Source organism: Pseudomonas chlororaphis subsp. piscium (genome assembly GCF_003850345.1).
GTDB classification, from domain to species: domain Bacteria; phylum Pseudomonadota; class Gammaproteobacteria; order Pseudomonadales; family Pseudomonadaceae; genus Aquipseudomonas; species Aquipseudomonas piscium.
Genome location: NZ_CP027707.1, coordinates 1669836 through 1696290, shown reverse-complemented (window position 1 = coordinate 1696290; position 26455 = coordinate 1669836). Strand labels below are relative to the sequence as shown.

The 26455-nt window shown below is 62.0% G+C and carries 24 protein-coding genes and 1 pseudogene; 14 read left to right on the top strand and 11 right to left on the bottom strand.

Annotation, left to right across the window (positions count from 1 at the left end; translation table 11 throughout):
• Nucleotides 1-112: 112 nt before the first annotated feature.
• Complete coding sequence (locus C4K38_RS07755) at nucleotides 113-1450, bottom strand: DEAD/DEAH box helicase (protein WP_007920640.1); 1338 nt, start codon at nucleotides 1448-1450, stop codon at nucleotides 113-115.
• Nucleotides 1451-1642: 192 nt separating this feature from the next.
• Between C4K38_RS07755 and C4K38_RS07750 the strand changes: the two genes are divergently transcribed.
• Nucleotides 1643-2941, top strand: a complete 1299-nt coding sequence (locus C4K38_RS07750; RefSeq protein WP_038581308.1) for a mechanosensitive ion channel family protein — start codon at nucleotides 1643-1645, stop codon at nucleotides 2939-2941.
• Nucleotides 2942-3095: 154 nt separating this feature from the next.
• Here the strand turns inward: C4K38_RS07750 and C4K38_RS07745 are convergent, their stop codons facing one another.
• From C4K38_RS07745 to C4K38_RS07735, 3 genes are all read right to left on the bottom strand, one after another.
• Nucleotides 3096-3968, bottom strand: a complete 873-nt coding sequence (locus C4K38_RS07745; protein ID WP_053277882.1) for a carboxylate/amino acid/amine transporter — start codon at nucleotides 3966-3968, stop codon at nucleotides 3096-3098.
• A gap of 338 nt (nucleotides 3969-4306) precedes the next feature.
• Nucleotides 4307-4906, bottom strand: coding sequence for an FMN-dependent NADH-azoreductase (locus tag C4K38_RS07740; RefSeq protein ID WP_053277881.1), 600 nt, complete (start codon nucleotides 4904-4906; stop codon nucleotides 4307-4309).
• A 149-nt stretch (nucleotides 4907-5055) separates the two neighbouring features.
• Nucleotides 5056-5370, bottom strand: a complete 315-nt coding sequence (locus tag C4K38_RS07735; RefSeq protein WP_025805104.1) for a hypothetical protein — start codon at nucleotides 5368-5370, stop codon at nucleotides 5056-5058.
• A gap of 49 nt (nucleotides 5371-5419) precedes the next feature.
• Here C4K38_RS07735 and C4K38_RS07730 point away from each other — a divergent pair, with 49 nt between their 5' ends.
• From C4K38_RS07730 to aqpZ, 5 genes are all read left to right on the top strand, one after another.
• The gene (locus C4K38_RS07730) at nucleotides 5420-6343 is read left to right on the top strand and encodes a PA3225 family LysR-type transcriptional regulator (protein ID WP_025805103.1); all 924 of its coding nucleotides are present in this window, start codon (nucleotides 5420-5422) and stop codon (nucleotides 6341-6343) included.
• Nucleotides 6344-6386: 43 nt separating this feature from the next.
• On the top strand, nucleotides 6387-7190 hold the full coding sequence (locus tag C4K38_RS07725; protein WP_053277880.1) for an alpha/beta fold hydrolase: 804 nt from the start codon (nucleotides 6387-6389) through the stop codon (nucleotides 7188-7190).
• A gap of 3 nt (nucleotides 7191-7193) precedes the next feature.
• Complete coding sequence (locus C4K38_RS07720; RefSeq protein ID WP_007920626.1) at nucleotides 7194-7757, top strand: peptidylprolyl isomerase A; 564 nt, start codon at nucleotides 7194-7196, stop codon at nucleotides 7755-7757.
• A gap of 88 nt (nucleotides 7758-7845) precedes the next feature.
• Nucleotides 7846-9678 carry an ABC transporter ATP-binding protein gene (locus tag C4K38_RS07715; RefSeq protein ID WP_053277879.1) on the top strand — a complete coding sequence of 611 codons (1833 nt, stop codon included), beginning with the start codon at nucleotides 7846-7848 and terminating at the stop codon, nucleotides 9676-9678.
• Between the two features lie 322 nt (nucleotides 9679-10000).
• Nucleotides 10001-10699 (top strand): aquaporin Z, encoded by a 699-nt coding sequence (gene aqpZ / locus C4K38_RS07710; protein ID WP_053277878.1) that lies wholly within the window; start codon nucleotides 10001-10003, stop codon nucleotides 10697-10699.
• Between the two features lie 14 nt (nucleotides 10700-10713).
• Here aqpZ and C4K38_RS07705 read toward each other — a convergent pair whose 3' ends face one another.
• Together C4K38_RS07705 and C4K38_RS07700 are read right to left on the bottom strand one after the other, a co-directional pair.
• Nucleotides 10714-11838, bottom strand: a complete 1125-nt coding sequence (locus C4K38_RS07705; protein ID WP_053277877.1) for a GNAT family N-acetyltransferase — start codon at nucleotides 11836-11838, stop codon at nucleotides 10714-10716.
• Between the two features lie 45 nt (nucleotides 11839-11883).
• A complete protein-coding gene (locus C4K38_RS07700; protein WP_053277876.1) occupies nucleotides 11884-12771 on the bottom strand; it encodes a LysR family transcriptional regulator in 888 nt (295 codons plus the stop codon).
• 119 nt (nucleotides 12772-12890) lie between these two features.
• Between C4K38_RS07700 and C4K38_RS07695 the strand changes: the two genes are divergently transcribed.
• The 8 genes from C4K38_RS07695 to mtr all read left to right on the top strand — a co-directional run bounded on the left by C4K38_RS07695 (nucleotide 12891) and on the right by mtr (nucleotide 21863).
• A complete protein-coding gene (locus tag C4K38_RS07695; protein ID WP_041987012.1) occupies nucleotides 12891-14258 on the top strand; it encodes an MFS transporter in 1368 nt (455 codons plus the stop codon).
• Nucleotides 14239-14640 carry a hypothetical protein gene (locus C4K38_RS07690; protein ID WP_053277875.1) on the top strand — a complete coding sequence of 134 codons (402 nt, stop codon included), beginning with the start codon at nucleotides 14239-14241 and terminating at the stop codon, nucleotides 14638-14640. The genes C4K38_RS07695 and C4K38_RS07690 overlap by 20 nt, the downstream gene beginning before the upstream one ends.
• Before the next feature lie 14 nt (nucleotides 14641-14654).
• Nucleotides 14655-15602, top strand: coding sequence for a PDR/VanB family oxidoreductase (locus C4K38_RS07685; protein ID WP_053277874.1), 948 nt, complete (start codon nucleotides 14655-14657; stop codon nucleotides 15600-15602).
• Between the two features lie 13 nt (nucleotides 15603-15615).
• Nucleotides 15616-16917: a Rieske 2Fe-2S domain-containing protein gene (locus C4K38_RS07680; protein WP_053277873.1), complete on the top strand. Its 1302-nt coding sequence runs from the start codon at nucleotides 15616-15618 to the stop codon at nucleotides 16915-16917.
• Entirely contained in the window at nucleotides 16910-17380 is a 471-nt protein-coding gene (locus C4K38_RS07675) for an aromatic-ring-hydroxylating dioxygenase subunit beta (RefSeq protein ID WP_053277872.1), read from the top strand. The genes C4K38_RS07680 and C4K38_RS07675 overlap by 8 nt, the downstream gene beginning before the upstream one ends.
• Before the next feature lie 18 nt (nucleotides 17381-17398).
• Nucleotides 17399-19108 carry an NAD(P)/FAD-dependent oxidoreductase gene (locus tag C4K38_RS07670; protein ID WP_053277871.1) on the top strand — a complete coding sequence of 570 codons (1710 nt, stop codon included), beginning with the start codon at nucleotides 17399-17401 and terminating at the stop codon, nucleotides 19106-19108.
• 35 nt (nucleotides 19109-19143) lie between these two features.
• Nucleotides 19144-20487 carry an amidase family protein gene (locus C4K38_RS07665; RefSeq protein ID WP_053277870.1) on the top strand — a complete coding sequence of 448 codons (1344 nt, stop codon included), beginning with the start codon at nucleotides 19144-19146 and terminating at the stop codon, nucleotides 20485-20487.
• A 98-nt stretch (nucleotides 20488-20585) separates the two neighbouring features.
• Nucleotides 20586-21863 carry a tryptophan permease gene (gene mtr / locus C4K38_RS07660; protein WP_053277869.1) on the top strand — a complete coding sequence of 426 codons (1278 nt, stop codon included), beginning with the start codon at nucleotides 20586-20588 and terminating at the stop codon, nucleotides 21861-21863.
• Nucleotides 21864-21944: 81 nt separating this feature from the next.
• Here mtr and C4K38_RS32525 read toward each other — a convergent pair.
• The 5 genes and pseudogenes from C4K38_RS32525 to C4K38_RS07635 all read right to left on the bottom strand — a co-directional run.
• A pseudogene (locus C4K38_RS32525) lies at nucleotides 21945-22214 on the bottom strand (site-specific integrase); the annotation flags it as partial.
• A gap of 130 nt (nucleotides 22215-22344) precedes the next feature.
• Nucleotides 22345-22923 (bottom strand): hypothetical protein, encoded by a 579-nt coding sequence (locus C4K38_RS07650; protein WP_053277868.1) that lies wholly within the window; start codon nucleotides 22921-22923, stop codon nucleotides 22345-22347.
• Nucleotides 22904-24175 carry a PAAR domain-containing protein gene (locus tag C4K38_RS07645; RefSeq protein ID WP_053277867.1) on the bottom strand — a complete coding sequence of 424 codons (1272 nt, stop codon included), beginning with the start codon at nucleotides 24173-24175 and terminating at the stop codon, nucleotides 22904-22906. The genes C4K38_RS07650 and C4K38_RS07645 overlap by 20 nt, the downstream gene beginning before the upstream one ends.
• Before the next feature lie 240 nt (nucleotides 24176-24415).
• Nucleotides 24416-24733 carry a hypothetical protein gene (locus C4K38_RS07640; RefSeq protein ID WP_053277866.1) on the bottom strand — a complete coding sequence of 106 codons (318 nt, stop codon included), beginning with the start codon at nucleotides 24731-24733 and terminating at the stop codon, nucleotides 24416-24418.
• 225 nt (nucleotides 24734-24958) lie between these two features.
• Nucleotides 24959-26302 (bottom strand): OprO/OprP family phosphate-selective porin, encoded by a 1344-nt coding sequence (locus tag C4K38_RS07635; protein ID WP_053277865.1) that lies wholly within the window; start codon nucleotides 26300-26302, stop codon nucleotides 24959-24961.
• Nucleotides 26303-26455: the final 153 nt, after the last annotated feature.

The following is a 26455-nucleotide window of genomic DNA, read 5'->3' as shown; positions in this document are numbered from 1 at the left end:
GTCATCGAAGGGCCCAAGCCAGTGAAGGCACAGCCAAGAAAAAGGCCAATAGCTGATCACCGGCCAATAAAAAGCCCGGACAGGGTCCGGGCTTTTTGTCTTGCGCTACGGCTTATTCGGCAGCCGGTGCTGGCTTGCGGCGCTTGAGCGGCGCCATGCCGTCCTGGCTGACCAGGGCATCGCTTTTCGGCCGGTTGGCGGTCTTGCGTTTGGTCGGGGCCTTGGCCGCGGTTTTTTTCTTGTCGCCCTTGGCGTCGGTCTTTTTCTTCTTCACGCCGGCGGCCTTGCCGGAGGCCTTGACCTTCTTCGGCCCGCCGTAGGTACCTTTGACTTCCTTGATGGTGCGGCGCTCGAAGTTCTGCTTGAGGTAGCGCTCGATGCTCGACATCAGGTTCCAGTCGCCGTGGCAGATCAGCGAGATGGCCAGGCCGTCGTTGCCGGCACGGCCGGTACGGCCGATGCGGTGCACGTATTCGTCGCCGCTGCGAGGCATGTCGAAGTTGATCACCAGGTCCAGGCCGTCGACGTCCAGGCCGCGGGCGGCGACGTCGGTGGCGACGAGGATTTTCACCCCGCCCTGCTTCAGGCGGTCGATGGCCAGCTTGCGGTCCTTCTGGTCTTTCTCACCGTGCAGGACGAACGCCTTGTACTCCTGGGCCACCAGTCGGCCGTAGATACGGTCGGCCATGGCGCGGGTGTTGGTGAAGACGATGGCCTTCTGATAAGTCTCGTTGGCCAGCAGCCAGTTGACGATCTGCTCTTTATGCTGGTTGTGGTCGGCAGTGATGATCTGCTGACGGGTGGTGTCGTTCAGCTGGCTGACCGCGTTGAGCTGCAGGTGCTCAGGGTTGTTCAGGACCTTGGCGACCATCTCGCGCAGGCCCGAGCCACCGGTGGTGGCGGAGAACAGCATGGTCTGCTGACGGTTCGGGCACTCGTCCACCAGGCGCTGCACGTCGTCGGCGAAACCCATGTCGAGCATGCGGTCGGCTTCGTCGAGGACCAGCACTTCCACTTCTTTCAAATCGAGGTTGCCGGCGTTCAGTTGCTCGATCAGGCGACCCGGGGTGCCGATCAGGATATCCGGCACCTTGCGCAGCATCGCGGCCTGGACCTTGAAGTCTTCGCCGCCGGTGATCAGGCCGGCCTTGATGAAGGTGAACTGCGAGAAGCGTTCGACTTCCTTCAGGGTCTGCTGCGCCAGTTCGCGGGTCGGCAGCAGGATCAGGGTCTTGATGCTGACGCGGATCTTCGCCGGGCCGATCAGGCGATTGAGGATCGGCAGGACGAAAGCGGCGGTCTTGCCGCTGCCGGTCTGTGCCGTCACCCGCAGGTCACGCCCTTGGAGCGCGAGCGGAATGGCCGCTGCCTGCACAGGCGTTGGCTCGACAAATTTAAGCTCGGCCACGGCTTTGAGCAGGCGTTCGTGCAGGGCGAATTGGGAAAACACGGGTGCTACCTCGAAGATATGCAAAAAAACAGCTGCATAGGGTAACGGTTTCGGGCGCGAAGGCCGAGTTTCTTTCACGCAAACCACAGTAAACAATTGGTTTTTGTCAGCGATTCGTCCTTAACGGTAACTTTCGACGGCTTAAATGTTCTAATCGATTCGTCTCGTCTCATAGAGGAAGCTTCTGACCCCATGGATTTCAAACAGCTCTGGCTCAACGTTCAAGACCTCTGGGGGGCGCTCGATGAGCACCCGCTCCTGCATTCCAGCCTGGCCCTGGTCATCCTGCTGGTGGTGGCCCTGCTCGTCGGACGAGTGGCGCGCTACCTCATCCTGCACGCGGTCAAGCTGCTCGGCCGCCAGCCCTCCCTGCACTGGCTCAACGATCTGCGCCAGAACAAGGTGTTCCATCGCCTGGCGCAGATGACCCCGTCGCTGGTGGTCCAGTTCGGCCTGCACCTGGTGCCGGAGCTGAGCAAGACCAGCCTGGTGTTCCTCGGCAACCTGGCCCTGGCCTTCACCATCCTGTTCCAGGTGCTGGCCATCAGCGCCCTGCTCAACGCCCTGCTGGACATCTACGCCCGTACCGAACACGCGCGCACCCGTTCGATCAAGGGTTATGTGCAGCTGGCGAAGATGGTGCTGTTCGTGTTCGGCGCGATCATCATCGTCGCCACCCTGATCGACCGCTCGCCGCTGCTGCTGTTGTCCGGCCTGGGCGCCATGTCGGCGGTGATCCTGTTGGTCTACAAGGACACCCTGCTGTCGTTCGTCGCCAGCGTGCAGCTGACCAGCAACGACATGCTGCGGGTCGGCGACTGGATCGAAATGCCCCAGGTCGGCGCCGACGGCGATGTGGTGGATATCACCCTGCACACGGTCAAGGTGCAGAACTTCGACAAGACCATTGTCTCGATCCCTACCTGGCGCCTGATGTCCGAGTCGTTCAAGAACTGGCGCGGCATGCAGCAGTCCGGTGGCCGGCGGATCAAGCGCAGCCTGTACATCGACGCCAGTGGCGTGCGCTTCATCAACGATGAGGAAGAGGCGCGCCTGGGCAAGGTCCACCTGCTCACCGACTACATCAGTCGCAAGCAGGCCGAGCTCAAGAGCTGGAACGAAGCCCAGGGCAATGTCGCCGCCATGTCGGCCAACCGCCGCCGCATGACCAACCTGGGGACCTTCCGCGCCTACGCCCTGGCGTACCTGAAGAGCCATCCGGACATCCAGCCGAACATGACCTGCATGGTCCGCCAGATGCAGACCACCGCCCAGGGCATTCCGCTGGAAATCTACTGCTTCACCCGCACCACGGCGTGGACCGACTACGAGCGTATCCAGGGCGATATCTTCGATTACCTGCTGGCGGTGATGCCGGAGTTCGGCCTGAGCCTGTATCAGCAGCCGAGCGGCAACGACCTGCGCGCCGGCCTGCTGCCAGCGGTGCTGGGCGCCAGCCATATCCCCGAGGCGGAAAAACGCGCGCTGTAACCCCCGCCTGATCGCCCATTCCCCGGGGCGATCAACCCTCTATCCGCCTATCTGCTCTATCTGCCTATCTGTAGGAGCGAAGCTTGCTCGCGATCCGCGCAGCGGCCTGACCTCGCGGTGTCTGCCAGATCGCTATCGCGGGCAAGCCTCGCTCCTACAGGGCAGTGGCGGTAATCGCGGTTTTTACGCCGCGACGGCTGATCCACACCGCCGCCAGAATCACCAACGCCCCCAGGAACAGACGCCCCAGCTCTTCATGCTGGTTCCAGATCAACAGGTTGATCAGCAGCCCCACCGGCACATGCAGGTTGTTCATCACCGCCAGGGTCGCGCCAGTGACCAGGCAGGCGCCCTTGTTCCACCAGTACAGCCCCAGCGCGGTGGACACCAGCCCGAGAAACAGCAGCACCGCCCATTGCAACGGCGCTTCGGGCAGGAAGTCCGGCTTGCCGAACAGCAGGAAGGCCGGCAACACCACCGCCAGCGCCCCCAGGTAGAAGTAGCCGAAACGCCGGTAATGCGGCAGGTCGCTCGGATGGCGCGCCACCAGGTGCTTGTACAACACCTGCCCGGCGGCATAGGTGAAGTTGGCCAGTTGCAGCAGCAAGAAGCCCATGAAGAAATCCGGGCTGATGCGGTCGTAGCGGATCACCGCCGCCCCGGCCACCGCCACCAGCGCCGCCAGCAGGCCCCAGGGGTTGAAGCGCCGGTTCAGCGCGTCCTCGATCAGGGTCACATGCAGCGGCGTGAGGATGGTGAACAGCAGCACCTCCGGCACCGTCAGCACGCGGAAACTCAGGTACAGGCAGACGTAGGTCACGCCGAACTGCAAGGCGCCGATCAGCAGCATGCCGCGCATGAACGCCGGCTCCACCTGGCGCCAGCGGGTCAGCGGGATGAACACCAGCCCGGCCAGCAGCACCCGGACCAGCACCGCGAAATAACTGTCGACATGCCCGGCCAGGTATTCGCCGATCAGGCTGAAGGAAAACGCCTGGATCAGCGTGACAAAAAGTAGATAGCCCATGCTCGCCTCGTCTTGAAGAGGCGGCGACGATAGCGGTTTTGCCCCGAACAATGAAACATCCGGCAGACAATCCCCGCGTCTGTAGGAGCGAAGCTTGCTTGCGATAACGATCCGACAGGCAACGCAAAGTCTGGCCGCTTGCGTGGATCGCGGGCAAGCCTCGCTCCTACAGAGGAGTGATAAATCGCGGGCAAAAAAAAGCCCGATCTCGCAAAGCGTTCAATCGGGCCGGAGCACTCAGGAGCAACAAGTGCAAAGGGAGGTTCGATGCGCAAACAAACTTGAAGGGGAGCGCAGGGCCTACTAGACCACCGCGCGATTATCTGGCGATTAACGGATCAGGCGACCTGGGCCAGTTTGGCGTTGGCCTGGTTCAGGCCCTTCTCCTGGAAGTCGCCGCCCAGGTTCATGCCTTCGGCGTGAATGAACTCGACGTCGTGGATCCCGATGAAACCCATGACCTGGCGCAGGTAGGGTTCCTGGTGATCCGCGGTGCTGCCGGCGTAGATGCCGCCACGAGCGGTCAGCACATAGGCACGCTTGCCGTTGAGCAGGCCCTGGGGACCGGTTTCGGTGTACTTGAAGGTCACACCGGCGCGCAGCACGTGGTCCAGCCAGGCTTTCAGGGTGCTCGGAATGGCGAAGTTGTACATCGGCGCGGCCATCACCAGCACGTCGGCGGCCAGCAGTTCATTGGTCAGTTCGTTGGAACGCTGCAGCGAGGCCTCTTCGATCTCGTTGCGCTGCTCGGCGGGTTTCATCCAGCCGCCCAGCAGGTTGCTGTCCAGGTGCGGCACCGGGGTTACCGCCAGGTCACGCAGGGTGATCTGGTCGCCCGGGTGGGCCGCTTGCCATTGCTTGATGAAGGTCTGGGTCAGCTGACGGGAAACGGAATCCTGCTGACGGGCACTGCTTTCGATGATCAGAACGCGGGACATGGGATGTAGCCTCCATCGGGAATGCTGTAGGTCGATGGAGCGCAGATTAAACAGAGTCATATCGATGAAAAAGCGCAAATAACTGCTATAACCAATCAATAAATTCGTTTATAAGCGGAGCAGGCCGCGCACCCTGCTCCGCTTTGCGCTTACTTGGCGGTACAGGTCAGGTCGATGCGCAGCTTGATGATGCTGCGGTTGAACTTGGCCGTGGCGTTCTTGAACTTGCCGGCCGCCACTTCCACCTTGCGCGTGCGCGGGGCTTCGGGGCCGTTGCGGAAGACCACCGTGCAGGCGGCATCGGTGGTGCCGTAGTTGTTCACCTGGATCGAACCGATATCGGCATCGGTGTCGTAGGCGGTGTAGTCGATGCTCACGCCTTCGAGGTGTTTCTTCACGTCGATGGGATAGGCGAACGCACTGAGCGGCAGCAGGGCCAGCAACACACAACAGATTTTTCTCATTCGGCAGTCTCCAATAAGGAGCGCCAGCTTAGGACAAGAGGAGCTCCTCATGAAAGCGCCCCGCGTTACCCTCGATCAATGGCGGACACTGCAGGCCGTGGTCGACCACGGCGGCTTCGCCCAGGCCGCCGAGGCGCTGCACCGTTCGCAATCTTCTGTCAGCTACACCGTGGCGCGCATGCAGGACCAACTGGGCGTGCCGCTGCTGCGTATCGATGGACGCAAGGCCGTGCTCACCGAGGCCGGCGGCGTATTGCTGCGCCGCTCGCGGCAACTGGTGAAACAGGCCAGCCAATTGGAAGACCTGGCCCACCACATGGAACAGGGCTGGGAAGCCGAAGTGCGCCTGGTGGTGGACGCCGCCTACCCCAACGCGCGCCTGGTCCGTGCCCTGACCGCCTTCATGCCGCAAAGCCGCGGCTGCCGGGTACGCCTGCGCGAGGAAGTGCTGTCGGGGGTCGAAGAGGTGCTGCTCGAAGGCGTGGCCGACCTGGCCATCAGCGGCTTCAATATCTCCGGCTACCTGGGCACGGAAATGAGCTCGGTGGAGTTCGTCGCCGTGGCCCACCCGGAACACGCCCTGCACCGCCTGAACCGCGAGCTGAACTTCCAGGACCTGGAAAGCCAGCTGCAAGTGGTGATCCGCGATTCCGGTCGCCAGCAGCCGCGGGACGTCGGCTGGCTCGGCGCCGAACAGCGCTGGACCGTCGGCAGCCTGGCCACCGCCGCCACCTTCGTCGGCAGCGGCCTGGGCTTTGCCTGGCTGCCGCGCCATATGATCGAACGCGAACTCCGGGAGGGCCTGCTCAAGGTGCTACCGTTGGACCAGGGCGGCAGCCGGCACCCGACCTTCTACCTGTATTCGAACAAGGACAAACCCTTGGGCCCGGCCACGCAGATCCTCGTCGAACTGCTGCGCACCTTCGACACCGCGCCGCTGGACGCACCGTTCGCCGCCCCGGAACAAGCCTGAACCCACACTTGAACCCTCCACGCGCCTGAACAGGAATTCAGCCATGGCCTATTTCGAACACGAAGGATGCACCCTGCACTACGAGGAATACGGCCATGGCGAACCGCTGGTGCTGGTTCACGGGCTCGGTTCCAGCACCCAGGACTGGGAAAAGCAGATCGCCGAGCTGTCCGCCCACTACCGCCTGATCCTGCCCGACGTGCGCGGCCATGGTCGCTCCGACAAGCCCCGCGAGCCCTACAGCATCGCCGGTTTCAGCGCCGACCTGGTCGCCCTGCTGGAGCACCTGAAGCTTTCGCGGGTGCATCTGGCGGGCCTGTCCATGGGCGGCATGATCGCCTTCCAGCTTGCGGTGGATCAGCCCGGGCTGCTGAAAAGCCTGTGCATCGTCAACAGCGCGCCCGAGGTGAAGATCCGCAGCGCCAACGACGCCTGGCAATGGTTCAAGCGCTGGAGCCTGATGCGCCTGCTCAGCCTCGAAGCCATCGGCATCGCCCTGGGCGGCAAACTGTTCCCCAAGCCGGAGCAGGGCGAGCTGCGGCAAAAGATGGCCGAGCGCTGGGCAAAAAACGACAAACGTGCTTATCTCGCAAGCTTCGATGCCATCGTTGGCTGGGGGGTTCAGGAACGACTTTCGCAAGTCGCCTGTCCAACCCTGGTCATCAGCGCCGACCGTGACTACACCCCGGTCGCACTGAAAGAAAGCTATGTGAAACTGCTGCCCGACGGGCGCCTGGTGGTGATCGCCGATTCGCGTCACGCCACGCCGCTGGACCAGCCGCAACGCTTCAACCAAACCCTGCTCGAGTTTTTAACCGCAGTCGACACCACCACCCAGGATCACTGACCCATGCTGAAAAAAATCGCCCTCGTCGCCGGCTCCGTTCTGTTCGCTGCCAACCTGATGGCCGCCCAACCGGCCAAGGCGCCTCACGTCCTGCTGGACACCAGCTTCGGCAAGATCGAAGTCGAACTGGACCCGGTCAAGGCCCCGATCTCCAGCAAGAACTTCCTCGACTACGTCGACAGCGGCTTCTACACCAACACCATCTTTCACCGGGTGATCCCGGGCTTCATGGTCCAGGGCGGTGGCTTCACCCCGCAGATGGTGCAGAAGGAAACCCGCGACCCGATCAAGAACGAAGCCAGCAACGGCCTGCATAACGTACGTGGCACCCTGTCCATGGCCCGCACCTCGAACCCGAACTCGGCCACCAGCCAGTTCTTCATCAACGTCGCCGACAACGCCTTCCTCGATCCGGGCCGCGATGCCGGTTACGCGGTGTTCGCCAAAGTGGTGAGCGGCATGGACGTGGTCGACCAGATCGTCAACTCGCAGACCACCACCAAACAAGGCATGCAGAACGTGCCGATCGACCCCGTGCTGATCAAGTCGGCCAAGCGCATCGACTAATGCGTCACCGGGAGTCCCGGCGGAGCACTGGTGCAGTGCTCCGCCTGCTTACTGATAAGGAGAGCCCGCCACGCGGGCGTCAGATCCCATGCTCTATCGTCGTTTTGAACAGCTGATCGATATTTTCCGCGACGCTCCCACTGCCGCTCCCCCCAACCGCGTACTGCCCTTCTACCTCTATTACATCAAGCAGGTCTGGCCGAGCTTCGTCGCCCTGCTGGTGGTCGGCCTGTTCGTGGCGCTGATCGAAGTGTCGCTGTTCAGCTACCTGAGCACGATCATCGACCTGGCCCAGGGCACGCCCAATGTCGAGATCTTCAAGACCCACGGCCTCGAGCTGGCCTGGATGGCAGTGGTCGCGCTGATCTTCCGCCCGCTGTTCGTCGCCCTGCACGACCTGCTGGTGCACCAGACCATCAGCCCGGGCATGACCAGCCTGATTCGTTGGCAGAACCACAGCTATGTGCTCAAGCAGAGCCTGAACTTCTTCCAGAACGACTTCGCCGGGCGCATCGCCCAGCGCATCATGCAGACCGGCAACTCGCTGCGCGACTCCTCGGTGCAGGCGGTGGACGCGCTGTGGCATGTGCTGATCTACGCGGTCAGCGCCCTGGTGCTGTTCGCCGAGGCCGACTGGCACCTGATGATCCCGCTGCTGATCTGGATCGCCAGCTACATCGGCGCCCTGCGGTACTTCGTGCCACGGGTCAAGAAACGCGCGGTGATTTCCTCGGACGCCAACTCCAAGCTGGTCGGCAGGATCGTCGACGGCTACACCAACATCACCACCCTCAAGCTGTTCGCCCACACCCACTTCGAGCAGAACTACGCCCGCGAAGCCATCGGCGAACAGACCGAGAAAAGCCAGCTGGCCGGGCGCGTCATCACCAGCATGGACGTGGTGATCACCGCCATGAACGGCCTGCTGATCGTCTCCACCACGGGCCTGGCCCTGTGGCTCTGGACCCAGTCGCTGATCTCGGTCGGCGCCATCGCCCTGGCCACCGGCCTGGTGATCCGCATCGTCAACATGTCCGGCTGGATCATGTGGGTGGTCAACGGCATCTTCGAGAACATCGGCATGGTCCAGGACGGCCTGCAGACCATCGCCCAGCCCATCAGCGTCAGCGATCGCGAACAGGCGCCACGCCTGGCGGTGGCCAGCGGCGAAGTGCGTTTCGAGCATGTGGACTTCCACTACGGGAAAAAGACCGGGGTCATCAGCGACCTGAACCTGATCATCAAGCCGGGGGAGAAGATCGGCCTGATCGGCCCGTCCGGCGCCGGCAAGTCGACCCTGGTCAACCTGTTGCTGCGGCTCTATGACCTGCAGGACGGGCGCATCCTGATCGACAACCAGAACATCGCCGAGGTGACCCAGGAAAGCCTGCGCGAACGGATCGGCATGATCACCCAGGACACTTCGTTGCTGCACCGCTCGATCCGCGACAACCTGCTGTACGGCAAGCCCGACGCCACCGACGAGGAACTCTGGGAAGCGGTGCGCAAGGCCCGCGCCGACGAGTTCATCCCGCTACTCTCCGACGCCCAGGGCCGTACCGGCTTCGATGCCCACGTCGGCGAGCGTGGGGTGAAACTCTCCGGCGGCCAGCGCCAGCGCATCGCCATTGCCCGGGTACTGCTCAAGGATGCGCCGATCCTGATCATGGACGAGGCCACCTCGGCCCTGGACTCGGAAGTCGAAGCGGCGATCCAGGAAAGCCTGGAGACCCTGATGCAGGGCAAGACCGTGATCGCCATCGCCCACCGGCTCTCGACCATCGCCCGCATGGACCGCCTGGTGGTCCTGGAGAAAGGCCGCATCGCCGAGACCGGCAGCCATGCCGAACTGCTGGCCCAGGGTGGCCTGTATGCGCGCCTGTGGCAGCACCAGACCGGAGGGTTTGTCGGTATCGACTGACCGTAGCCCAGTAGCCGCTGCCGAGCCCGCGAGGCTGCGATCGGCTTGGGCGGCATTCCGACGAAGCAGTCGCAAACCGGTGAATGCGCTCCCTCAGGCAGATCAAGGTTGCAAGATTTACGACCGCTGCGCGGTCGATCGCAGCCTTCGGCAGCGGCTACAGAAAACGCCAGAGCCCTTTACACCGGGCCCTGGCGTTTTTTTTCACACTGGAATTGTAAAAAAAGCCTGCTGTACTCAGAGCCTAGGTTCTGGTGCAGGGCCTGTAGCCAGGCTGCACGGCTGCATAACGGCTTTATCGGATCGATAAGGAATAACTTCTATGTCGCTGTTCAAACGTTCAGTCACTGAGTTGTTAGGTACCTTCTGGCTGGTATTGGGTGGTTGTGGCAGTGCCGTACTGGCGGCCGCGTTTCCGGATGTCGGGATCGGCCTGCTGGGCGTGGCGCTGGCCTTCGGTCTTACCGTCCTGACGATGGCCTTCGCCATCGGCCATATCTCCGGCTGTCATCTCAACCCCGCGGTGTCCGTCGGCCTGGTGGTCGGCGGGCGTTTTCCGCTCAAGGAACTGCCCGCCTATGTCGTCGCGCAAGTGATAGGCGGGGTGATCGCCGCGGCGCTGCTGTACTTCATCGCCAGCGGCAAGCCCGGTTTCGAGCTGGCCAGCGGGCTGGCCTCCAACGGCTATGGCGAACATTCGCCGGGGGGCTACTCACTGGCGGCGGGTTTTGTCAGCGAGCTGGTGATGACCGGGATGTTCGTGGTGATCATCCTCGGCGCCACCGATAAACGTGCGCCGGTGGGCTTCGCGCCGATCGCCATCGGCCTGGCGCTGACGCTGATCCACCTGATCTCGATTCCAGTGACCAACACCTCGGTCAACCCGGCGCGCAGCACCGGGCCGGCCTTGATCGTCGGTGGCTGGGCGATCCAGCAACTGTGGCTGTTCTGGCTGGCGCCGATTCTCGGCGCGGTGGTCGGCGGTGGCATCTATCGCTGGCTGGGCAAGGAAGACAGCTGACAGCACCCCGAGGGTCACGCCTGCCGATACGGCAGCGCGGCCCTCGCCTCTTCGGCGTAAGCCAGCACGCCCACCCGCTCCTGCTGGAGAAAATCTTCCACCGCCGCTTTCAGGCCTGGGTGCCGCAGGTAGTGCCAGGACCGGGTAATCACCGGCTCGAACCCCCGAATCAGTTTGTGCTCGCCCTGGGCCCCGGCGTCGAAACGCTGCACGCCCTGGGCGATGGCGTAGTCCATGCCCTGGTAGAAACAGGTTTCGAAATGCAGGCGATCGAACTCCGCCAGGCAGCCCCAGTAACGCCCATAAAAACTGTCGCCACCGATCAGGCTGAAGGCCATGGCCACCGGCCTGGCGTTCTGCTTGGCCAGCACCACGCGGATGGCCTCGGGCATGCGCTCGGCCAGCAGACTGAAAAAGGCCCGGGTCAGGTAGGGTGACTGGCGCCGCACCGCATAGGTGTTGGCGTAACAGGCGTAGACAAAATCCCACTGCGCTTCGCTGAGTTGCCGGCCTTCGAGCCACTCGAACTCGATGCCCTGCCCCGCCACCTGTTCGCGTTCCTTGCGCATCTGCTTGCGCTTGCGCGAGCTGAGGGTATCGAGAAAATCCTGGAAGTCCCGATAGCCGCGGTTCTGCCAATGGAACTGGCAACCCAGGCGCTGCAGCCAGTCGGCTTGCCCGGCCAGGGCGGCATCGGTAAAGGTGTCGGTGAAGTTGATATGGGCGCTGGAGAGCCCTTCGATCTCCAGGTAACCGGGCAGGCTTTGCAGCAGTTCGAGGCCGTCCTCCAGGCTCGCCGCCAGCAGCCGCGCGCCGCTGACCGGGCTGAAGGGCACGGCGCTCAGCAGCTTGGGGTAATACTCGATGCCGGCCCGGGCGCAGGCGTCGGCCCAGCCATGGTCGAACACGTACTCGCCGTAGGAGTGCCACTTGCGGTAGCTGGGCAGCGCCGCGATCAAGCGCCCGTCTTGCACATGCAACAGGTGTTCGGCCTGCCAGCCGGAACGCGGACCGAGGCTGCCGCTGTCTTCCAGCGCACTGAGAAAGGCGTGACGCAGAAACGGCTGGCCGTCACTGAGCAGGCCGTCCCATTGCTGCGGATCGACGGCGGCCAGGCTGGTCAAGGATTGCAACGGCATTGGGTTCCCCACAAGTGATGCCACGAACGCGCCGAGTATCGCCCATCACTGCCCCAGGTGCAGCAACAGGAAATCGATGAACGCCCGCGACTTGTGCGGCAAGTGCGAACTGTTGGGGAACACCACGTTCACCGACTGCGAAGGCAAGACGTAGTCGGGCAGCAAGCGCACCAGCCGGCCGCTCGCCAGGTCGTCCTCGACCACCCAGCCGGGCAGTACCGACACCCCCAGGGACGACAGGGTCATGGCGCGAATGGCGGTGGAGGAATTGGACTCGAAATGATTGGGCCCGTTGACTTCGACCTGGCCCAGTAGCGGGTGGCTCAGGGTCCAGTTGGTCGGCCCTTGCAGGTTGCTGTTGGCGATCCACGGCACGCTGTTCAGGTCCAGGGGCTCGCCCACCGGATGGCGCGCCAGAAAGTCCGGGCTGGCCACCAGGACGATTTCGTAATCGGCCAGCTTGCGGCTCTTGAAAGCCGAGTCGGCGAGGTTGCCCAGGCGGATCACCAGGTCGAGTTTTTCCGCCACAAGGTCATTCAACGAAGAGTTGAAGTTATAACAAAGACGGATCTCCGGATAACGTTCGGTGAACTTGGAAATGATCGGCAGTATATAGCGCTCACCATACTCACTAGTTGAACTGAAACGCAACTTTCCGGAAATACGATTATGCCCATGCAGGACATTCTCGAAGGCATTGTCGATGTCCGCGACAATGCCCTTGAACTCGTTATAAAAGTCCTGGCCTATTTCCGTCAGGGATATATTGCGGGTATTGCGGATCAACAGGGTCGCCGACAAAACTTCCTCGAGCGCCTTGACATGCAGGCTGGCCATGGCTTTGCTGATGCACAGGTAGTTGGCCGCCTTGGTATAGGAACCGAAATCGACAACCGCCAGGAATGTCTGGACGCGATTTAGATGCGTGTGCATGTTATAGCTCACTGTTTTTGTAAATCATTGTTAAATCCCATCAAACAATGTTTCAAGTATAGGCGTATCGACACCCTCGGTCTATCGCTCCTATGATCCCGCCGCAAAAGGGAGATCATATGACTTATCGCTACAAAGTGGCTCTTATATTCCTCATCGGATTCTTTATCGACTGTATAAACATATTCATGTCGGCCGTGGCTTTACCGAGCATTGCCCATGATATGCACGTCTCGACTTCATCCGTGGCCTGGGTGGCCAATGCTTATATTCTCGGCCTGACCCTGATCATTCCGGTGAGTACCTGGCTGGCCGGACGATTCGGCAGCCGCGAAACCCTCACCGCCTCGATGCTGGTGTTCAGCACCGCCGTGTGGATGTGCGGGATGGCCGGCAGCTTCCATGAACTGGTGATCTGGCGTTTCGTCCAGGGCATCGGCGGCGGCTTGCTGATCCCGGTGGGCCAGGCCCTGACCTTCAACCTGTTCCAGGGCCCGCAGCGGGCCAAGATCTCCACCCTGGTGATGGCCGTCGCCCTGATCGCCCCGGCCATTTCGCCGACCATCGGCGGCGTGATCGTCGACAGCAGCTCCTGGCGCTGGGTGTTCCACAGCAACATTCCGTTCTCGCTGATCGCCGCCGCCCTGTCCTGGCTGTGGATCAAGGAAGCCCGGCCCGCCAGCCTGGCGCGCCCGGACATCAAGGGCCTGCTGCTGGTCAGCGCGGCCCTTGGCAGCCTGTTGATGGGCATGTCGCTGTACGGTGGCGACTACCCGCCGCTGGCCGCCCTGAGCTGCCTGATGCTGGGCGTCACCTGCGTGGTGCTGTATGTCCTGCACTACCGCCGCTGCGACAACGCCATCGTCGAGTTGAGCCTGCTCAAGAGCAAGAAGCTCAGCACTTCGATCTTCATCTACTACGCAATTCCCGGGGTGTTCACCGGGGTCAACCTGCTGAGCATCTTCTTCCTGCAGAACAGCCTGCACTTCAGCGCCAAGCTGACCGGCATGTTCATGATCCTCTACGCCAGCGGCGCCTTCATCGCCATGCTGGTCTGCGGCCGGGTCTACAACCGCTTCGGCGCCCGGCGCCTGTTCACCCTCGGCATGCTCCTGCACAGCGCCGGCATCGCCACCCTCTACCTGGTCGACAGCGCCGCCGACCTGCCGATCATCGTCATCGCCTACTGCCTGATGGGCATCGGCGGCGGCATTGGCGCCAACACTGCGCAAACCACCTCGCTGATGGACTTCGAAGGTGCCGATACCCACAAGGGCAGCGTGATCTGGAACATCAACCGGCAGATGTCCTTCAGCATCGGCGCCGCGCTGTTCCTGATGATCTACAACCTGCTGCTCGCCAGCCTGGCGTCTACCCCGGCCTATCACCTGACCTTCGTCATCGCGGCGGTGATGGGTCTGTTACCCCTGTTGCAGATGAGCAACCTGACCACGCAAAAGGAATGTCATGCACAACACAATCGTTGAACAGGCCAAACACAGCATCCATGCGGTCCACGAGCTGATCCACGCGGTCTTCACCGACCAGGACGGCAACGGCGCCGCCGCCATCGACCAACTGCTGCCGGCCTTCGCCGAGCACTTCAGCATGGTCACCACCGCGGGCGCCATCGTCAGCCGCGAGCAGGTCGAACAGATGTTCCGCGGCGCGGTCGGTGCCCGCCCCGGCCTGGAGATCCTTGTCAGCGACCTGCACACCGTCTGGCACGAAGGCCACAGCGCGGCGATCCGCTACAAGGAAACCCATCGCCTGGAGCAGAAGGAAACCTCGCGCCTCTCGGTGGTGGTGATCCGTATCCATGAGCACTCGGCCCAGTGGCTGTACCTGCACGAAACACCGTTAAGCTGACAGCGAGTCACCCCATGAATTACCAGATCACCCAGTGCCGGATGCTCTCGCCAAGCATCAAGGAAATCACTCTGGCGCCTCTTGTGCCGGCCCCCTGCGAGGCCACCGCCGGGGCCCACTTCAAATGGTGGATTCCCCAACTCGAGCAATGGCGTCATTACTCCCGGGTCGAACTGGCCGAACATGAGCTGCCCCAGGGCAGCCTGGTGTTCGCCATTCGCCTGAACCCCGACTCGCCCAGCAGCGCTTATATCCGCCAGCTGAACATTGGCGACCAAGTACGGCTCGACGGCCCGTTCAATGCCTTCGACTACGACCTGGACGACAACGACGGCGCCGACATCGCCCTCGCCGGCGGCATCGGCATCACCCCTTTGACCGGTATCCTCAGGCATCTGCGGGCCCGGCAGCGCCCGGCGCGGCTGCACTATTTCGCCAAGAGCGCAGGCGATGCCGCCTATGCCGCGCAGATGCGCGAGCTGTTGCAGGACAGCCTGAGCCTGCACTGCTCCGACTCGGCCGAGGGGCGCCCGTCGGTGGCTGCGGTGCTGGGCCAGTTGCAGCCCCGGGACCGCCTGTATGTGTGCGGCCCGCAAGCCATGCTCAACGACGTGTTCAGCCATGCCCAGAACCTGGGTTTTCCTCGCGAGCGCATCCACTTCGAAATCTTCAACACCACGCTGGCGGAAGACGAACCCGGCTTCGCCGTACATGCCGCGGACTCCGGTATCGACCTGCGGGTGCAGCCTGGCCAGACCCTGCTCGACGCCCTCGAAGAGGCCGGCCTGGACCCGCTCTACGACTGCCGTCGCGGCGAATGCGGGGTGTGCGAGCTGGACGTGCTGGAAGGTGAAGTCGATCACCGCGATTTCATCATGAGCCCGCAGCAGGCCGCCTGCAGCAACAAGATCTACCCCTGCGTATCCCGGGCCAAAAGCCCAAGCCTGAAACTGGTCATCTAAAGAGAGAACCTCGTTGGACAACTACTTCAACGGCAAGGAAGTGCATCGCACGCTGTTCCTTGATCCGTCGCTCTTCGAGCGAGAACAACAACAGGTATTCGCCGCCAGCTGGTGCTACCTGGGCCATGCAAGCCTGGTCCCGGAAACCGGCGACTTCTTCACCGGCGACATCGCCGGCCAACCGCTGGCCATGGTCCGGCAGAAAAACGGCGAGATCGTCGTGCTGCACAACCGCTGCCCGCACAAGGGCGTGAAGGTGTTGGCCGAGCCGCAAGGCAATGTCGGCCGGTTCATCCGCTGCCCGTACCACGCCTGGACCTTCAAGACCGACGGCCAGCTGCTGAGCATCCCGGTGAAAAAGGAATACGACGACTGCGACCTCAGCAGCTGCGCCGCCCACAAGGGCATGCAGCCGGTGGCCGCGGTGGAGAACTATCGGGGCTTCGTGTTCGTGCGCCTCAAGGAACAGGGCATCGGCTTCAACGAGTTCTTCGGCGACTCGCTGTCGACCCTGGACAACATGGTCATGCGCTCGCCCCAGGGGCAATTGCGCGCCATCGGCCAGCCCCTGCTGCACCGCCATCGCTGCAACTGGAAGATGGTGGTCGACAACCAGACCGACACCTGCCACCCGATGGTCGCCCACGAATCCTCGGCCGGCGAAGCCATTCGCCTGTGGAAGGAAACCGGGCATGACGGCCAACCGCCGATGGCCGTGGAACTGTTCTCGCCGTTCATGGCGTCCTACGAGTTCTTCAGCGCCATGGGTATCCGTACCTGGCCCAACGGCCACGGCCACACTGGCGTCAGCAACTCGATCCACAAGGCCTACTCCAGCATCCCCGGTTACTGGGAGCTGATGGTCGAGAGCTACGGCGAAACCCAGGCCGCGGCGATCCTCGACGATACCCGGCACAACACCGTGTATTTCCCCAACCTGATGGTCAAGGGACCGATCCAGACCCTGCGGGTGATCCGCCCGATCTCGGCCAGCGAAACCGTGGTCGAGTCGTGGATCTTCGAGCTGGTGGGCGCACCGGTGCAGTTGCTGGAAAGAACCGTGCAGTACAACAACCTGATCAACTCGCCGTGCTCGATGGTCGCCCACGACGACGTGGAAATGTACGAGCGGGCCATGGACGGGCTGCGCAGCCAGGCCAACGACTGGGTGAATGTCGCCCGCCTGTTCGAACCGGATGAATCCCATGAGCAGACCCAGGTGGTGTCCGGCACCAGCGAACGGGCCATGCGCAACTTCTACAACACCTGGCAGCAGCTGATGCAGGCCCAAGACGGATCGACCGCCCATGGATAATTCACCCCTCGAACAGCTGATCTACCAAGAGATCGCGCTTCTCGACCAACAGGATTTCGACGCCTGGCAACAGCTGCTGTGCGACGACTTCCATTACTGGATTCCCCTGCGCCACGATCAACCCTGCCCGTTGCGCGAATCCTCCCTGCTGTATGAGGACCGCTTCCTCACCACCCTGCGCATCAACCGCCTGGCCAGCGCCCGCAATTTCTCGCAGCAGCCCAAGAGCCGCGGCCTGCACATTGCCCAGCGGCCGGCGATCAGCCTCGACCCGGACGGCCTCAGCGCCTGTTGCCTGACCCCCATGCTGTATTGCGAAGCCCGTGGCGACAGCGAATGGCATTACCCGGTGACCGTGGAACACCAACTGCTGTGCCTCGCCGGCCAGTGGAAAATCCAGCGCAAGAAAGTCCTCCTGCTCAATCCGTCCCGCGCGTTTGAAAGCCTGCAGCTCATCATCTGATTTCCGAGACCCTTACCTGTGAACTCCTCCCACTCCGGTTTCGAAGAAACCCAAGGCACCCGCTCGTTCCCCAACATCGACCTGTTGTACGACTATGGGCAGTTCCTGCGCCGTGCCACCCAGGCCATCGGTCACCTGCCGCCGGCAATCGCCGACAAGCACATCGGCATCGTCGGCGCCGGCCTCAGCGGCCTGATCGCGGCCTATGAACTGCTGCGCGCCGGCGCCACCCGCATCACCCTGTTCGAGGCCTCGAAAGACCACCTCGGCGGGCGTTTCCTGACCCAGTGCTTCGACGACAGCCAACCGCAGTTCATCGCCGAGATGGGCGCCATGCGTTTCCCGCCGAGCGAAGTCGGCCTGTTCCATTACCTGGACCGCTTCGGCATCGGCACCACCGAGGCCTTCCCCGACCCTGGGGTGGTCGACACCGAAATCCACTACCGCGGCGAAACCCACCACTGGCCGGCCGGGGAGAATCCGCCGCCGATCTTCAACACCGTGCACCGGGGCTGGAACGCCTTTCTCAAGGAAGGCGTGCACCTGGACGACGGCACCTACCTGGCGCCGCCGCTGCTGCTCACCGACCTGCTGGAAAAACAGCAGTTCGAGGAAGTGCAGCCGGAATGGCAACGCTACCTGGACTGCTTTGGCGATCACTCCTTCTACTCGGCCATGGTGCAGATCTTCACCTCGAAAAACCCGCCGGGCGGCAAGCGCTGGCGCAAGCCGGAAGACTTCCACCTGTTCGGCTCCCTGGGCATCGGTTCGGGTGGTTTCCAGTCGGTGTACCGGGCCTCGTTCACCGAGATCCTGCGGCTGGTGATCAACGCCTTCGAGGTCAACCAGCGGCTGGTGCCCAACGGCATTTCCACCCTCTGGGAGCGAATCGCCGACGAGGAATTCCATGGCATCGCCCTACGCGACCGGATCTGCCGCACCCGCATCGAATCCATCAGCAAGGGCGCCGACGGGCAGATCCTGCTGCAGGGCTGCAACGGTGAAACCTATGGCTGCGACCGGGTGATCACCACCGCCACCACCCGCGCCCTGCAAGTGAACATGCGCCTCACCCAGGCCGAGCAGTTCGTCAATCGCGATGTGGCCCGGGCGATCAACGAAACCCACATGGTCGGCTCGTCCAAGCTGTTCATCCTGACCCGCGACAAGTTCTGGCTCAAACATGGCCTGGCGCAGAACATCCAGACCGACACCCTGGTCAAGGGCGTCTACTGCCTGGACTACGCCCCGCAGGACCCGGACTCCTGGGGCGTGGTGCTGATCAGTTACACCTGGGAAGACGACTCGCACAAAATGGTTTCGATGACCGACAAGGTCCAGCGCTGCAAGCGTCTGGTGGATGAACTGGCGATGAGCGCGCCGGAGTTCGCTAGCCACCTGGTGCCGCTGGACGGCGACTACCAGCGTTACGTACTGGAATATGACTGGCTCACCGACAAGCAGGCCCTGGGTGCCTTCAAGCTGAACTTCCCCGGCGACGATCTGTACTCCCAGCGCCTGTTCTATCAATTCAAGACCGCCCTCGACCCGCAGCAGGACACCGGCCTGTACCTGGCCGGCTGCGGCAGCTCGTTTACCGGCGGCTGGGCCGAAGGCGCGGTGCAGACCGCGCTGAACGGCGCCTGCGCGGTGATCGCCAGCCTCGGTGGCGAACTGCTGGAAGGCAACCCGCTGTTCGATCTGCAATCGCACTTCCGCTATTGCTGAGCCAGGCCCCTACCGACTTTCGTTGAGACTTTTTCATGTACAGCCAGCTTTCGATCGAAGCGCTCGTTGACGGGTTTCGCCAGGGCAATCTCTGCCTGGATTCCTGGCATCGCGCGCTGCTCGACCAATACGCCGACGCCGGGCACCTGAACAGCTTCATCAGCTTCGCCCCGCAGGCGTTCAGCGGCGACACCGGCACGCCAGAGCAGCGCCAGGCGCCGCTCTATGGCATCCCGGTTTCGTTCAAGGACAACATCAATGTCAGCGGCCTGCCGACCACCGCCGGCACGCCCGGCCTGGCCGACTACCAGCCGGCTGAGGATGCCGGCATCGTCCAGCGCTTCAAGGCGCTGGGCGCGCGGGTCGCCGGCAAGAACAACATGCACGAGCTGTCGTTCGGCGTGACCTCGGCCAACCTGAGCTACGGCGCGGTGGTCAATCCGCGCCATCTGCAACACAGCGCCGGTGGCAGCAGCGGCGGTTGTGCCGCGGCCGTGGCCGCCGGCCTGGTGCCCTGCGCGGTGGGTACCGACACCGGCGGCTCGGTGCGGATTCCCGCGGCCTTCTGCGGCGTGGTGGGTTTCCGCCCGAGCACCGGGGTCTACCCTGGCGACGGCATCGTCCCGGTGTCCCAGACCAAGGACTCGCCGGGCCTGCTGACCCGCAGCCTGGAAGACGCGCTGTTCGTGCATCGGCATCTGACCGGCGCTTCCTTCGCCGCGCCGACTGAAGCCAAGCACCTGCGCATCGGCATTCCCCAGCAGTTCTTCTGGTCCGAGCTGGAGACCAAGGTGCACAGCGATTGCCGCGCGGCGATCGATTGCCTGGCCGACCAGGGCGTGGAGATGGTGCCGGTGGACGACCGTCTGATCGGCGAGATCAACGAAAGCATCCAGTTCCCGCTGCCGATCTTCGAGTTCTTCATCGACTTCCCGCGGTTCCTGCTCAAGGCCGGCCAGGGCGAACGCTTCCTCGACATCCTCGGCCAGATCCGCGACCCGCAGATCAAGAAGACCCTTATGGCGCAGCTGGAAAGCCCAGCCATTTCCTACGAAGACTATGTGCAGGCCTTGATGAGCAAACTGCGCCTTGACCGCGAATATGCCGGGCTGTTCCAGCAGCACCGGCTCGACCTGATCGCCTACCCGACCGTCAGCTGCACCGCGCCACTGCTGAGCGACAGCGGCGCCCAGGAGCATTTCGAGCATTTCGTGCGCAACACCGACCCAGCCAGCAACCTGGCGGCGCCGAGTGTCAGCGTGCCGGTAGCCGCCGCCGGCAGCCTGCCGGTCGGGCTGTCGTTCGACGCCTTGCCCGGACAGGACCACCAACTGCTGCAAATGGCGCAGCAACTGAGCCGCCTGCTAGCCCTACGCTGATTCGTCGCCCGGGTGCGCGGGAGCCGGCCTGCCGGTTTTCCGCACACCCGAGGCGCACCCTCGCTAACTCCAATAACAATTTCATTGCAGGCCTTGCCATGCGCGGTACGTCCATCGCTTCATCCCCTTCAACCTCCCACTGCACGGTCGCCGAACGCCGGCCCTCGGTCGTCGGCGGCGCCATGATCATCGGCGGCACCATTGTCGGAGCCGGCATGTTCTCGCTGCCAGTGATGATGTCGGGACTGTGGTTCCAAGGCTCCCTCGCGGTGCTGGTGCTGTCGTGGTTCTGCACCCTGCACTCGGGGTTGATGATCCTCGAAGCCAATCTCAACTACCGGCCGGGGGCGAGCTTCTCGACCATCACCCGCGACCTGATCGGCCGGCGCTGGAGCCTGTTCAACGGCGCCACCCTGGTGTTCGTCCTGTACATCCTGACCTACGCCTATATCTCGGCCAGCGGTTCGGTGATCCGCCACACCGCCCACAACCTGGGCCTGGAGATTTCCTCGCGCAACGGCGGCTTGGTGTTCGCCCTCGCGGTGGCCCTGGTGGTCTGGCTCAGCACCGCGGCGGTCAGCCGCATCACCACCCTGGTATTCGGCGCCAAGATCCTCGCCTTCTTCCTGACCTTCGGCGGCCTGCTCGGTCATGTGCAGCCACAGGTTTTGCTCGATCGCGGCAACCCGCAACCGGACTACCTGCCCTATCTGTTCATGACCCTGCCGTTCTGCCTGACCTCCTTCGGCTTTCACGGCAACGTGCCGAGCCTGATGAAGCACTACGGCAAGGACCCGCAGCGCATCCGCAACTGCCTGCTGATCGGCACCCTGATCGCCCTGGTGCTGTACACGGTGTGGATGCTCTGCACCATGGGCACCCTGCCCCGCGACCAGTTCAAGGACATCGCCCGCCAGGGCGGCACCATCGATGTATTGATCAGCGCCCTGGGCAGCATGCTCAATAGCGCCCGGGTCGACCTGCTGCTGACCCTGTTCTCCAACTTTGCCGTGGCCTGTTCGTTCCTCGGCGTCACCCTCGGCTTGTTCGACTACATCGCCGACTCCCTGGGCTTCGACGACAGCCCCCGGGGCCGCCTGAAAAGCGCGCTGGTCACCTTCGCCCCGCCGATCGGCTGCGCGCTGATCTGGCCGGAAGGCTTCATCCTCGCCATCGGCTTCGCCGGCCTGGCGGCGACCGTCTGGGCGGTGATCACCCCGGCCCTGCTCGCCCATGCCTCGCGCAAACGCTTCGCCAGCCCACTGTACCGGGTCTGGGGCGGCACGCCGATGATCGTCCTGGTGCTGCTGTTCGGCCTGGCCAACGCCCTGGCCCACCTGCTGTTCAGCTTCGACCTGCTGCCGGTCTGGCGTTAGCCGCCGGCCTCGGCCCAGGCAAAAAAAGGGGGCTCCTCGTCAAGGTGTCCCCCCGATTTCACATATAAGGCGTGTAGGGTATCGAGCATGTGTCAGGTACACATTGCGCGGTCGGCAACCCTTTGTGATGTCCGCTCGTAGATGCACCTCGGGCTTGATGGCTCCGCTGGGGTACAGCACGTCTGCGACCTCCAGTAAGGCCAGTTCGCTGACGCGAATCCCAGTGGTGTGTGTGAGCCACAAAAGCATCACATCACGCTCTGGCAGACGGCCAGTAACGGATGCAACGCGAATCAGGTGTTTGAATTGCCCTGGGCGAAGAGATGTTGCGCGGCGGATGGGTACAGTCATGGGGTTCTCTGTCAGGATTGGTGACGAATCGCGGACGATCCTGAGAGAGTGGGTTGCGGGCCTCCTGAATAGCTTACAGGCCCGCGTGCCGTGCTGTTCACGGAAAATCAGCCGGTCCCCCCTGATGCCTTTACTGCGGACCAGGACAGCTCTTGGCGGCGGCCTGGAGTGCCTTGGCATAGTCCATGTAAGTTTCGGGATCGTAGGGCTCTGCTGTGATCCTGAAACTCGACTTGCCCTGATGGTCAAGTCTCTGCCGAACTTTCAATGCCCACTGCCGACCTTCATGTTTAGCCAGCAGGTCAAAAACATGAGTGTTGAGGTCGCTATTTTCATCCAAGCTGGAGTAGAGATAGCGCAGACTCTTGTACCAGTCACGTATGCCCGTTATGGCTCTCAGTGCTTCCTTCGCTGGCTCCCTGTCTGAGTCCTTCAAAAAGAACATATTGCCGATGGTAAGTTTCCCGGCACTCTCCAGCTCAGATAGTGGTATAGGCAGCGGCTCGCGACTGATCAACCGTGAATACTCGCAGTCGAAGACCCAGCGCCCCGTCTTTACGTATTTATCCGCGTGGACAACCACGCCATTGCCATAATCTTGCTTATATACGCTCGTCATAGTTTTCAGCTCGTAGTAGCCCCAGATCAGCAGCAGTGGAGAGAAAATAGCAAGGGCAATCCACGCCCCTTTATTTTGGCGAAAATTCAAAGTGGCCTCCCGGTGCGCCAATGGGCGTGTAGCCTGAGATCACAGGATTAATAGCCCCCATGGTCTGATAGGTGAATTTCAGCACGTCTTGGCTTTCATTTCGTTCATCTTTCAGTTCACCCCACTTCCTGCACCACTCTTCTCCGGGGGCTGCGTTATTGCTGATGCCGCACAGCTTACCCAGCTGGCGTTCCTCGAACGAACCCCAGGTGTTCTTGTAGTCTGAACGTCGAACAAAGGCATGCACCTTGATTCGCAGGTGGTTGGCCAGCAACTGCGCCAGACTTTCGTTGGTCTGTGGAAAGAACTGGATGCCATCTTCGACAGGGAAGTCCGACCGATTGCCCATACCGGTCCTACAGGCGTAGCTGTCGATCTGCGCCGAACTGGCAAACGCCGAAGGTGAAATCTTGTCGTAGCTCAGTACGTCTAAGGACATTTGGAAATCCCCGGCAAGCTGATAGCCGAAGGCAATCCGATGCGGCACGCCGTGGCTGAACAGCGATAAGTGTTCGATGGGTGATTGCTTGCGGTCCTTGCCCTGGTTCAGGTAGTCGATCAGTTCCTGGACGTTGGCTACGCCAATAAAGCCAGCACCATAGGCGTCGGCGGATTCGCGTGCAGCACTGAGCATTGTTTCACTGTATGACGGGGTGAACACCATCAGCGTCCGCGTCAGGGCGGGCTTGCTGCGTTTGAATTCGGCCAGCTCGCGCACGGCTTGACCGATGAACATCATTTGGTTGCCCGCGCTTTTGTCGTGCTGACTACCGGCGACTGCTATTAGCTCGGGAGTCAACGGCTCCTTGGGGGCTGTTGAGGACGAATTGCCAGGTTGCACCAGAGCACCCGAGAGCAAGGCGCGCTGCTCCAGTTGTGGGTCGGCCAGCAGCTCAGACATCAGTTGATCATCCACTGAGCCGTCCAGGCGAACGGCACCAAGCTTGGCGAAGTCAACGATAGCCTGGATTGCCGCACCGCCGAACTGGAAGCCGCCGAAGGTATCGGGGCTGCCTGAGATGATCGTTCCACCGTGACTGGTCGGGCTCCCTAAGTGGGCCATGGGGCGGCCATTCAGGATGATCGAGAGAAACCCCGTGGTGATGACCGCCCCACAACTGCAGGTGTCACCAACTCGGGCAGCGCCCATGAAGTTGATGCTTATGTCGCCAGAAGCAGAGGCAATTGGAGTGGTGCCATGACCGGGAAGTGGGCAGACGTGTTTGTCACCCAGTCGAGCAGAAGAGAGCATTTATCGTCCTTGCATTAGCTGATCCGCGGGAGAAAAACTCGGCTCCTTGTAGAGCTTTGCGAACCTAGCAAGTGGCGATGGCTAAGGCTTTAGGACGATTCTGAACTATTGTTCCGTGGCTGTTGTGGTTGTAGACGTGACCTACGTATTTGCTCTTACGTGGCATGGTCTGATTTTCCTGCTTACTTCTCGGCTTCCTGTTCCTGGGTCAATACATGGGTCATGGCTACTTTTCCGTGGTCAATGGGGTAATTCGTTGCCGATAGCCGCAACCTGCTTATTGAACTTGTCCATGGCTGCAAATTTCATAGTGACCCGACCCCCAAGGGCAGATAGCCGTACATGCCTTGAGCGGCCCACTCCTGCAAAAGCATCTGCTAGTTCTGGAAGCTCGCGCAGATCGAAAGCGATTTTCTTGCCATCAGTCGTAATGGTGCTAACGATGTACAGCATGTCTACTTCGGCTTTCAGCACTGTTCCTACCGATACGGTTTCACCGCTTGCCAGCACAGCAATGGTTTGAGGCCCGGCGCGATAGTCACTCGCCATTCTTTGCATGGTCATTTCCATTGTGTCTGTGACTGTCGGTAGCCGACTCGCTGAATCAGCTCTCGACAGGCCTGGTTAGCTTCAGGCCTGCATTCGCTTAAATTTCAGTAGCCGACATTCACTCCAGCCCAGTCTGAGGGGACAGGCAAAGAAAAAAAGCCCCGCCGAAGCGGGGCTGAAACGAAAGGAGCTTTAACGGATGAGAAAGAGCTCTTTACAGCAAGTGCATCGACATCAGAACACGTACTGCGCGCGAACGATGAAGCCGTCGCCGTCGTCGTCACCGGTACGCGCGGCCGGAGTCGAACCGCTGGCGGCCGTGGCGTTGGTGACCTTGTCGGTCTTGGCCTTGACGTAGGTGGCGGAGATTTTCACCGCTTCGTTGGCGTACCAGTTCACACCCAGGTTGTGCACCTTGACTTCGGCATCGCCGACGTCGCGGGTCAGGCTGGCAGTGGTGATGTTGTCGTCTTCGACGGTCATGCTGTCGTAGCGATAGAACACTTCCCAGGCACCGAAGGCTTTGTTGGCCGGCTTGATGGCGTCGAACTTGCCAACCTTGTAGCCGCGGGATTCGCCGGTCAGGGTGTAAGCGCCCTGCACGTAGAAGCCATGGCCCTTGATGTCTTCGTAGGCGTTGGAATCAGCCTTGGTCTTACGGGTGATGTATTCACCCTGGATCGAGGCCGGGCCCATGGCGAACGCGGCTTCCAGACCCAAAGCGGTGTCACGGTCGTAGGAGCCGGCTGGCGAAGTCGAGCTGCCGCCCAGCACCGGACGGTTGCCGTTGGTACCGGCATCGTTACCACCCAGGGTCTCGACGCCACGCATGCCCATACGGGTGCGATAACGGGAGTCGAAAGCGGTGTCGGAGACATCGCGCGAAGCCACGTTCACACCGAAGTGCAGGACGTTGCCGGCATCGTGCATCGGGGCGAAGACGAAGCGACCGTTGACCTGCTTGACGCTGTCGCCGTCGGTGTCGTCGGTGTCCTTGCTGAACACGCCGGCCGAGGCATAGAAGGAGTCGGCGAAGGTGCTGGAAGCCTGCAGGCCCATGCCGTTCTGGTGAGTGTTGGCCCAGTCGATCATGTCGTAGGAGATGTTACGTTCCGGCGCGGTGACCCACTTGGAGCTGGTGGCTTTTTCCAGGCCGAAGTCCGGGTCGAAGCGACCGACCTTGATCGACACCGGCTTGAAGCCGTTGTAAGCCAGCGAGGCTTCGTCGAAGTAGCCGTTATCGGAGTCACCGGTGTTGTGGGAGAAGTCGTAGTTGATGGTGTAGGCCCAGTCGGTGTACAGCACGCCGGACAGCTCGAGGAACGCGCGACGGAAGTAAGCGGCGTCGGCGCTGTCACCATTCTTGGTGTAGACACCGTCGAAGCGGCTGTAGTCGGCTTGCAGGCGACCACCGAGTTTGAAGCTGAACTCTTTGTCTGTGGTGGCAACCTCAAGGCCGCCCTTGGTCTTGACTACGATATCGGCGCCATCGGTGGTGACGGTGCCAGCGAAAGCCTGGGCGGTAACTGCCAGGGCCAGGGCGCTGGCGGCAAAACCGGCGAAGTGCTTACGGATCATCGAAGATTTCCCCTAATTGGTGGTCTGTAGCGCTGGAAAAAACACGCGAGTCAGGCCCGCTTGTGTTGGGAGGGAATCTTGGCGGCGGGTTATTTCAGGGGAGTTGCTGCTAGATAAAGATTTAATGACAGCGGAACTTTTTTACTTCCAAAC